Source organism: Paraburkholderia sp. RL17-368-BIF-A, from assembly GCF_046054045.1.
Classification (GTDB): Bacteria; Pseudomonadota; Gammaproteobacteria; order Burkholderiales; family Burkholderiaceae; genus Paraburkholderia; species Paraburkholderia graminis.
Genome location: NZ_JARESN010000028.1, coordinates 64,547 through 73,517 on the forward strand (window position 1 = coordinate 64,547; position 8,971 = coordinate 73,517).

Consider the following 8,971-nt stretch of genomic DNA (forward strand, 5'->3'; position numbering starts at 1 on the left):
GGCGTGTTAAAGAGGCGCTCGCTGCCTGTCGAGCGCCTTCTTTTTCACGCGTGGTTTCATGCGCTCCTTCGTGCGTGCGCCTTCACGCGGGCAACGCGAAGCTCGAGATCGCCTCGCGCAACACGCCCACCTGATCCTTCAGCGAATGCGCGGCCGCGGCGGCTTCCTCGACCAGCGCCGCGTTCTGCTGCGTGACCTGATCCATCTCGCCGACCGCGCGATTCACCTGCTCGATGCCCGCGCTCTGCTCGCGCGACGCATTGCTGATTTCCTCGAGAATCTCGTTCACGCGACGCACCGACTGCACGATCTCGCCCATCGTCGAGCCCGCGTTGGCAACCAGCGACGCGCCGGCTTCCACCGTGGTCGTCGACGTTTCGATCAGCGCCTTGATTTCCTTCGCGGCCGTGGCCGAGCGTTGCGCGAGGCTGCGCACTTCGGCGGCGACGACGGCGAAGCCGCGTCCCTGTTCGCCCGCGCGGGCCGCTTCGACGGCCGCGTTCAACGCGAGAATGTTGGTCTGAAACGCAATGCCGTCGATCACGCCGATGATGTCGCCGATCTGCCGCGAGCTCGTCGTGATCTCGCCCATCGTGCGAACCACGTCGTCGACGACGCGGCTGCCGCGCGTGGCGACGTCGGCGGCTTGGCCCGCCAGTTCTGCCGCCTGTTGCGCGCTGTCCGCGTTCTGCTTCACGTTGACCGTCATCTGATCCATGCTCGACGCCGTCTGCACCAGCGCCGCGGCTTGTTCCTCCGTGCGTTGCGACAGATCGGTATTGCCGGCGGCAATTTCACTTGCGCCGACGTTGATGTTTTCCGTACCGGCGCGCACCCGCGAAACCGTATCGACGAGACCGGCCTGCATGGTTTGCAACGCATGCAGCAGGCTGCCGGCGTCGTTGTCCTTGACCGGCACGCGCACGGCGAGATTGCCGCCCGCCATCAGTTGCGCATGTTCGACGGCCACTTCGAGATCGCCGCCGAGCGAGCGGCGCACGCTGCGCAACACAAGCAGCATGATGCCCGTGGCGATGCCGCCGAGCGCAACCGTGATCGCGAGCCAGCGCAACAGTCCCGCGTAAAACGCGCGCTGCACGTCGTCCATGTACATACCGGTGACGAGATACCAGTCCCACGGCTGGAAGTGCTGCGAATAGCTGGTCTTCGCCACGGGTTTGTCGCTGCCGGGCTTCGCCCACAGGTAATCGACAAAGCCGCCGCCTTCGTGATTGCCCGCGTTCACGATATCCACGAACAGATGGTTGCCCGCCGGATCCGCGAACTGCGCGAGGTTCTTGCCGACCATCTCTTTCTTGAACGGATGCATCAGCATGACGGGCTGCGAGTCGTTCACGGAGATGTAGCCATCCTTGCCGTAGCGCATCGATTCGAGCGTGGCGAGCGCCTGCTTCTTCGCTTCGTCTTCGGTGATGGCGTGCTGTTGCGCCATCGCGTAGTAACGGGCGACCACGTGGTTCGCCTGGTCGATCAGCGACGTGAGCTGGTCGCGCCGGTCGCTCACCATCGACGCACGGTTTTGCCATGCGCCGAAGCCGCCGATCAGAATCAGGCCGAACCACAGGACGGCGATCATTGAGGCTAATTTTTTGTTCAGAGTCATAGCAAAGAGTGGTGCTTGGCAAAGGGTCGATCGGATTGGGCTGTGTGCTTCTCGCTGACTCTGTTTACGGCACGTTTCACTTTGCTCATGAGGGCAGGGGAAACCCTTTGCCATGCGCGTTTCGTCTGATTAAAGGGTGTGGGCGGAGGTAATGGAGGCGATGCAAAAGGATTTATTTAATTCGGCCGAGTTAATAAGGAAGCATTATCCGCGGCGACGATTCTCTGATTAATAAAAAGCCGGTGCCGAGAAATCGAATTAATTCCGCGATGACGCGCACCAACCCAACCCGGCAAGCCTTCGCATCAATAAACCACAAAACGCCACTCAATTCCAAAGCGCTTGCCAGCGCGCCTGCGCTGCAAAAATCGACACATTTCTCCACTTAAAAGCAATACAGCAAAAGCACAGCCGTCTAAATGACGACTAAATGAAAATTCCGCTATAGTCGCCATTTTCCAGTCGCCAGCCGGGCAAAAAGAGCGCCGATAAACCCGCAAGCAGGCCCCGCCAATAAGCCCGCCACCAGGAGTACAGAATATGAACGCCCGCGAACCCGCCTTCGTCTCTTCTTCACGCAGCGCACGTCTGCGCCAGATGCTTGTCAGCAGCGAACTCGAATTCATGATGGAGGCGCATAACGGCCTCTCCGCGCGCATCGTCCGCGAAGCCGGCTTCAAGGCGATCTGGGGCTCGGGCCTCGCGATCTCCGCGCAATTCGGCGTGCGCGACAACAACGAGGCAAGCTGGACCCAGGTCGTCGACAACCTCGAATTCATGGCCGACGCAAGCGATCTGCCGATCCTGCTCGACGGCGACACCGGCTACGGCAACTTCAACAACGTGCGCCGCCTTGTGCGCAAGCTCGAACAACGCGGCATCGCCGGCGTGTGCATCGAAGACAAGCAGTTCCCGAAGACCAATAGCTTCATCAACGGCGAGGCGCAGCCGCTTGCCGACATCGACGAATTCTGCGGCAAGATCAAGGCCGGCAAGGACTCGCAATCGGACGAGAATTTTTCGATCGTCGCGCGCGTGGAAGCGCTGATTGCCGGCTGGGGCATGGAAGAAGCGCTGCGCCGCGCGGAAGCCTACCGCCGCGCCGGCGCCGACGCGATCCTGATTCACAGCAAGCTCTCGCGCCCCGACGAAATTCTCGAGTTCGCGCGCGAGTGGGCGGGCCGCGGGCCGCTCGTGATCGTGCCGACCAAGTACTACAGCACGCCGACCGAAGTGTTCCGCGAAGCCGGCATCAGCACCGTGATCTGGGCGAACCATCTGATTCGCGCGGCCACGTCGGCGATGCAGGCGGTCGCACAAGAAATCCACACGAGCCAAACGCTCGTCAACGTGGAAGACCGCATCGCCGCGGTCAACGAAATTTTCCGTTTGCAGGACGCCGACGAGTATTCGGAAGCGGAAGACCGCTATCTGTCGAGCGGCCGCGCGGCGGGCGCCGCGGTCGTGCTCGCGGCGAGCCGCGGCAAGGGCCTCGAGGCCGTCACCGAAGACCGTCCGAAAGTCATGCTGCCGGTTGCGGGCAAGCCGCTGTTGCGCTGGCTCGTCGACGCGTTCAAGAAGCAGGGCGTCAACGACATCACGGTGGTCGGCGGTTATCGCGCCGATGCAATCGATACGGCAGGCATCAAGCTCGTCGTCAATGACAAGCACGAGCAGACCGGCGAACTCGCGTCGCTCGCGTGCGCGCTCGACAAGCTCTCGGGTGACACCGTGATCTCGTACGGCGATCTGCTGTTCCGCAGCTACATCCTGCGCGATCTGGTGGAGAGCGAGGCGGCCTTCAGCGTGGTCGTCGATTCTTCGCTGACCGATGCGGAAAACGCCAGCGTGCGCGACTTCGCGTGGTGCTCGGCTTCCGACGACCGCGGCCTGTTCGGCAACAAGGTCGTATTGCGCCATGTGTCGAGCGGACAGGAGGCGTCGGCGGCGATCGCCGCACAAACGCCGCATGGCCGCTGGGTCGGTTTGCTCAACGTGCGCGGCGCAGGCCGCGAGCGTCTGCAGACGGTGATGGCGCAATTGCAGGCGCGCGCCGACTTTGCATCGCTCGACATGCCCGCGTTGCTGAACGCGCTGATCGAAGCAGGCGAGTCGATCGAAGTGCAATACGTGCACGGCCATTGGCGCGGCGTCAACGATCTCGAAGACTTCCGCCGCGCCGGCGACTTCGCGCACGGACAGACGCCGCTCGCGGCATCGGTCGGCGGTGCGGCCTCCGACGCAGCGGGCGGGGCGGCGCAATGATCGAAGCCGCACAGTTTGTCGAGGCGGCGCGCGAGCGCGGCTTCGACTGGTATGCGGGCGTGCCTTGCTCGTACCTGACGCCGTTCATCAACTACGTGTTGCAGGACGAGTCGCTGCACTACGTGTCGGCGGCGAATGAGGGCGATGCGGTTGCGTTGATCGGCGGCGTCACTCTCGGCGCGCGCCAAGGCCGCCGCGGCATCACGATGATGCAGAACTCGGGCCTCGGCAACGCGGTGAGTCCGTTGACGTCGCTCACGTGGACCTTCCGTTTGCCGCAATTGCTGATCGTCACGTGGCGCGGCCAGCCCGGCGTCGCGGACGAACCGCAGCACGCGTTGATGGGACCGGTCACGCCCGCGATGCTCGACACGATGGAAATTCCGTGGGAGACGTTTCCGACCGAAGCCGACGCAATCGGCCCCGCGCTCGATCGCGCCATCGCCCATATGGACGAAACGGGCCGCCCTTACGCGCTCGTCATGCAAAAGGGCAGCGTCGCGCCATACGAATTGAAGGCGGGCGATGCCGGCGCGCGTCGTGTGCCGGTCGCGCCGCGTTCACAGTTCACCGGCGTGGCGGCGAGCGAACTCGCGTCGCGTCATGACGCGTTGAAGAAGGTGATCGCGCACACGCCGCTCGAATCGACGGTCGTGCTCGCGTCGACCGGTTTTTGCGGACGCGAGCTTTACGCGATCGACGATCGTCCCAACCAGTTGTACATGGTCGGCTCGATGGGTTGTGTCACGCCGTTCGCACTCGGTCTCGCGCTCGCGCGTCCGGACCTGCATGTGGTCGCGCTCGACGGCGACGGTGCGGCGCTGATGCGCATGGGCGCGTTCGCGACGCTCGGCGCTTACGGTCCGTCGAATCTCACGCACGTACTGCTCGATAACGGCGCGCACGACTCCACGGGCGGGCAGGCGACGGTGTCGCCGCAGGTCTCGTTTGCGGGCGTCGCGGCGGCGTGCGGCTATGCGTCGGCGGTCGAAAGCGACGATCCCGCTGTGCTCGACGCGCTGTTCGAATCCGCGCCGCTCGACGGTCCGCGCTTCGCGCGCCTCGTCATTCGTCGCGGCACGCCTGACGGCTTGCCGCGTCCCACCATCACTCCGCCCGATGTGAAAACGCGTTTGATGCGTCACATCGGCGCCGCCTGAAGTCAAAGGAAGACGCGCCCATGCTGCTGCTCAATCCCGGCCCCGTGACGCTCACCGAACGCGTTCGCAACAGCCTGTTGCAGACGGACCTGTGCCATCGCGAAAGCGAGTTTTTCGATTTGCAGGAAGAGGCGCGCACGCGTCTCGTCGATCTTTACGGCCTCGACGCGAGCGAATGGCAGGCGGTGCTGATGACGGGCTCGGGCACGGCCGCCGTCGAAAGCATGACGGCCGCGCTGGTGCCGCAAAACGGCAAGCTGCTGGTGGTGGAAAACGGCGTGTACGGCGAGCGTATCGCGCAGATCGCCGCGCAATACGGCATTGCACATGAAGCGCTCAAGCATGACTGGATGCAGGCGCCAGACCTCGCGAAAATCGCCGAACGTCTCGACGCGGACAAGGCGTTCACGCATGTCGCGGTGATCCATCATGAAACGACGACCGGGCGGCTGAACGATCTCGCCGCGCTCGGTGCGCTGTGCCGCGCGCGCGGTCTGCGTTTGCTGGTTGATGGCGTGAGCAGCTTCGGCGCCGAGGCGATCGACTTCGCCGATACAAGTCTCGACGCCGTCGCCGCGACCGCCAACAAGTGCCTGCACGGCGTGCCGGGTGCGTCGTTCGTGCTGGTGCGCCGTGCGGCGCTTGCACAGGCGGCGAGCCGCACGTACTACCTCGACCTCGGACGGCTCGCGCGCCTGCAGGATCAGCGCAATACGCCGTTCACGCCGTCGGTTCACGCGTACTACGCGCTGGTCGAAGCGCTGCGCGAAATCGCCGACGAAGGCGGCTGGCGCGCGCGTCATGCGCGCTACGCGGCGCTCGCCGAGCAGGCGCGCGCGGGACTGGCCGAGCGCGGCATCGATAGCGTGCTGGCGCCGCAGGAGTCGTCGGTCGTGTTGCGCGCGTACCGGCTGCCGAACGGCGTCACGTATCCGCAATTGCACGACGCGCTGAAGGCGCGCGGCTTCGTGATCTATGCGGGGCAGGGCGGGCTGTCGGCGGAACTCTTCCGTATCTCGACGATGGGCAATATCCACGCCGCCGACATCGACCGGCTGTTGCAGGGCTTCAGCGAACTCACGAGCTGATTGCGGTGCGGGTGTGCCGCCGTGGCGCCGTCGCGTGCCCGCATGTCGTGTGCGGTTTATGCACGCGGCTGTCGGTTCGCGGCTGATTTGCTAACGCTTCGCGGCTCACACCGGGTCTTTGTCGGGCGGTCCTTCGGGGCGCTGTGGTTCGTCGTTGTGATGACCGGGCGACGGCGGTGTCAGCGGATCGCCTTCCGGGTCGCGCGTCGGGTCGGCGTTGGGATCGGGGATCGGGCTCGTATGCATGTCGTAGCTCATTGCATCACCTGTGGTTGAGAGTTGTGCGATAGCGCGACGGCGCGTGCGGTTCACTTCAAGGGTAGGCGGTTTTGCTGTCGGGCGGGATTTCGCGGCGGCGCTTTTTGTCGGCGCTTTCGCCTGCGTTTTTGCCTACGCTTCCCGCTGTGTTTTTCACGCGTTCCGCTACCTTTTCACGCGACGGCCCACGCTCAGTTGCCAGTAGCGCTCGGTGGCGAACACGTCGTCGTAATTGCCCGGCCCGAACGCCCGCAACTGACTCTGGTATGCGTGAACGGCTTCGCGCTTGATCTGCGCGCGCCGCTGCATGTCGATCGTGTGGCCGGCGCTCGGATTGGCCGGCGTCGCCACGATGCCGCGCTGCGCGAGATCGGCGAGGCGCGCCTGCACGACTCCAGGCGTGCGCCGGTGAATCGCTTCCTCGTAACCGAACCAGGCGAGATGCGACAGCCGCGGCAGGATCTCGCAGCAGGCTTCGAACACGCGCACGTGATCGTCGTGATACAGCCCGAGCGGCATCAGCAACGTGTTAGCCGTGGTTCGATAGATGGTTTCCTCGAGCGCGGCCGCCATTTTGCTGATGGACGGCGAATCGGAATACTGGCTTTCGCGAAACGGCATGCGCAGCGGAATCGCGTCGAGCAATTCGAGCGCGCGATTGTCTTCGAACGTGCGCTCGTGGATCGCTTCGTGGGCGTTGACGAAACCCGACTTTTCATCCCATTCGGTGTGCATCGTATGCTCGGGCGGCGCGGCGAATACCGTGCAGACCGCGGCGTCCGGATGCGCAGCGAGCAATGCGCCGCAACTGAAGACGGCGTCGTCGAAATGCGGTGACACGATGAACAGGCGCGGGCTGGTTTCGCTCATGGGCAGTCGGTGGTTTCGAACGCGTGCGCCGCGTGAACGACGGCGTAGCGTTGCGTGACAATCGCGGCGTCACATCAGCTTAGGCGGAATTGGAACGAGTTGCGCGGTTGATTCGCGGTCGATTGGCGGTTCATTCGCGGTCGGTTCACTGTCGGTTCGCCGTTCTGCGGCGCTCACGCATAGCTATGAGTGTTTGCGCAAGCCATGTGCCTGTGCACGCCCGAGCGATGGCGTGGCTTAGGCGGTTGTCACCGACTCGGAAGCGTCGCCCGCCAGTTCCGCCGCCCACCTGAACGCAGTCGCGATTCTTGCGACGATGTCGTCGCGCAAACGCGCGTCGGCGGTTCGCAACGCATACGCCGGATGCCAGGTCGGCACGATGATGCGCCCGCCATGACTGATCGTGCGCCCCGCATATTCCGACAGGTTGACGTGCGCGCCGGTCAGCGCTCTCAACGCCGTCGGGCCTAACGTGACGACCACCCGCGGCGCAAGCTGCGCGAGTTCTTTGTCGAGCCAATACTGACAGGCTTCCACCTCGCGTTGCGCGGGGGTGCGATGAATGCGCTCGCGCCCGACGATCTCCCACTTGTAATGCTTGACGGCATACGTCAGATAGAGCGCCGCGCGTTCGAGTCCGGCGCGGGCGAGCACGCTGTCGAGCAACTGACCGGCCGGTCCGGTGAAGGGCACGCCGTGCTGGTTTTCATATTCGCCGGGTTGCTCGCCGACGACCATGATCGGGGGAGTGGCAGGGGTAGTGGAATTTGTATGCGCATCGGCGTTGGTACCCACGCTGCGGCCCGCACCCGCACCGAGCACCGGCTGCTTCGCGTTGCGCCATAACGCGCAACGCCGGCACGTATCGAGCGGACCGGTGGGCTCGCGCAGCGGTGGCGTCAGCGCGGAATATTCCGCCGGCGGAGCAGCCGGTACGGTCACAACAGCGTTTTGTCCGCGAGGACAGATTCGCTCGCGCGCGAGCCGCGCAGGCAACGGCGGCCCTTCGGGCGGGGCTCTCCAGTACCGAAGCGGCACCGGCGGCGTCTCGTCGCTGACGGCTTCCTCATAGTAGCCGAGCCAGAGCGCTTCAGTGGACTCGCTGGTGACGGCTTCGCCCGTCATTGCGTCTTCGGCCGGAGCGTCGACGCTGTGCTCAGACACCGGCTGCGATATGTGCAGCAGCATGCCGTTCCAGAGCGCGGCGCCTCGTGGCGTGGCCAGCATCCATGTCGAGTAGCCCATGCGCGCCGCGAAGCGCTCGGCCGCGTACTCGAGCAGATCGTGATGCGGTTCGTACCAGCCGACGAACTCGGGCGGTCCCATCGACGGATCGCGTCTTCTGAACAAGGTCAGGTTCAGCATGTCCTCGGTTTCGTGCTCGACGGCGCGCACGCGCTGATCGAGCAATGCGCCGTCGCTGTCGCCGAGGTCGAGGACTTCGCGTTCGCCGCGCGTCCAGCGCCAGAGGACTCGATAGAGCAGCGCCCAGCGGTCGGGCGCGCGGAAACAGGCGGCCGCTTTCAGCCAGGCGAGTAGCTCGCGTGGTACGGCGGTTGTTGCCGCGAGGCCGTTTGCTGCGTCCGGGGTTGCTGACGCGTGAGACGGGTGCGATGCGGCCGACGCGTGCGAGGCTTGCAACATGCCCGACGCACCCGACGCACCCGACGCACCCGACGCACCCGACGCACCCGACGCACCCGACG

At 64.7% G+C, this 8,971-nt stretch carries 7 protein-coding genes; 3 read left to right on the forward strand and 4 right to left on the reverse strand.

Annotated elements, in window-relative coordinates; genetic code table 11:
- Positions 1 to 82: 82 nt before the first annotated feature.
- On the reverse strand, positions 83 to 1,624 hold the full coding sequence (locus P0D87_RS30320) for a methyl-accepting chemotaxis protein (protein ID WP_053859554.1): 1,542 nt from the start codon (positions 1,622 to 1,624) through the stop codon (positions 83 to 85).
- A 540-nt stretch (positions 1,625 to 2,164) separates the two neighbouring features.
- Between P0D87_RS30320 and aepX the strand changes: the two genes are divergently transcribed.
- From aepX to P0D87_RS30335, 3 genes are read left to right on the forward strand one after another with little or no spacing between them, the layout of a single operon-like run.
- Positions 2,165 to 3,889, forward strand: a complete 1,725-nt coding sequence (gene aepX / locus P0D87_RS30325) for a phosphoenolpyruvate mutase (RefSeq protein ID WP_171800003.1) — start codon at positions 2,165 to 2,167, stop codon at positions 3,887 to 3,889.
- Complete coding sequence (aepY, locus tag P0D87_RS30330; protein WP_053859552.1) at positions 3,886 to 5,049, forward strand: phosphonopyruvate decarboxylase; 1,164 nt, start codon at positions 3,886 to 3,888, stop codon at positions 5,047 to 5,049. Before aepX ends, aepY begins: the two co-directional genes overlap by 4 nt.
- 20 nt (positions 5,050 to 5,069) lie before the next feature.
- Positions 5,070 to 6,137 carry a 2-aminoethylphosphonate aminotransferase gene (locus tag P0D87_RS30335; protein ID WP_053859551.1) on the forward strand — a complete coding sequence of 356 codons (1,068 nt, stop codon included), beginning with the start codon at positions 5,070 to 5,072 and terminating at the stop codon, positions 6,135 to 6,137.
- 105 nt (positions 6,138 to 6,242) lie between these two features.
- On the opposite strand, the gene P0D87_RS30340 is transcribed toward P0D87_RS30335, so the two are convergent.
- The 3 genes from P0D87_RS30340 to P0D87_RS30350 form a co-directional block, all read right to left on the reverse strand.
- The gene (locus P0D87_RS30340) at positions 6,243 to 6,395 is read right to left on the reverse strand and encodes a hypothetical protein (protein WP_006049197.1); all 153 of its coding nucleotides are present in this window, start codon (positions 6,393 to 6,395) and stop codon (positions 6,243 to 6,245) included.
- Between the two features lie 165 nt (positions 6,396 to 6,560).
- Positions 6,561 to 7,265 carry a PIG-L family deacetylase gene (locus P0D87_RS30345; protein ID WP_006049198.1) on the reverse strand — a complete coding sequence of 235 codons (705 nt, stop codon included), beginning with the start codon at positions 7,263 to 7,265 and terminating at the stop codon, positions 6,561 to 6,563.
- Positions 7,266 to 7,502: 237 nt separating this feature from the next.
- Positions 7,503 to 8,971 (reverse strand): DUF4130 domain-containing protein (locus tag P0D87_RS30350; RefSeq protein ID WP_408637106.1); only part of this gene is annotated, 1,469 nt, incomplete at its 5' end.

Excerpts from the sequence above, each read along its gene's own strand:
- P0D87_RS30320 (WP_053859554.1), bottom strand. The coding sequence starts at position 1,624 with ATGACTCTGAACAAAAAATTAGCCTCAATGATCGCCGTCCTGTGGTTC.
- aepX (WP_171800003.1), top strand. The coding sequence starts at position 2,165 with ATGAACGCCCGCGAACCCGCCTTCGTCTCTTCTTCACGCAGCGCACGT.
- aepY (WP_053859552.1), top strand. The coding sequence starts at position 3,886 with ATGATCGAAGCCGCACAGTTTGTCGAGGCGGCGCGCGAGCGCGGCTTC.
- P0D87_RS30335 (WP_053859551.1), top strand. The coding sequence starts at position 5,070 with ATGCTGCTGCTCAATCCCGGCCCCGTGACGCTCACCGAACGCGTTCGC.
- P0D87_RS30340 (WP_006049197.1), bottom strand. The coding sequence starts at position 6,395 with ATGAGCTACGACATGCATACGAGCCCGATCCCCGATCCCAACGCCGAC.
- P0D87_RS30345 (WP_006049198.1), bottom strand. The coding sequence starts at position 7,265 with ATGAGCGAAACCAGCCCGCGCCTGTTCATCGTGTCACCGCATTTCGAC.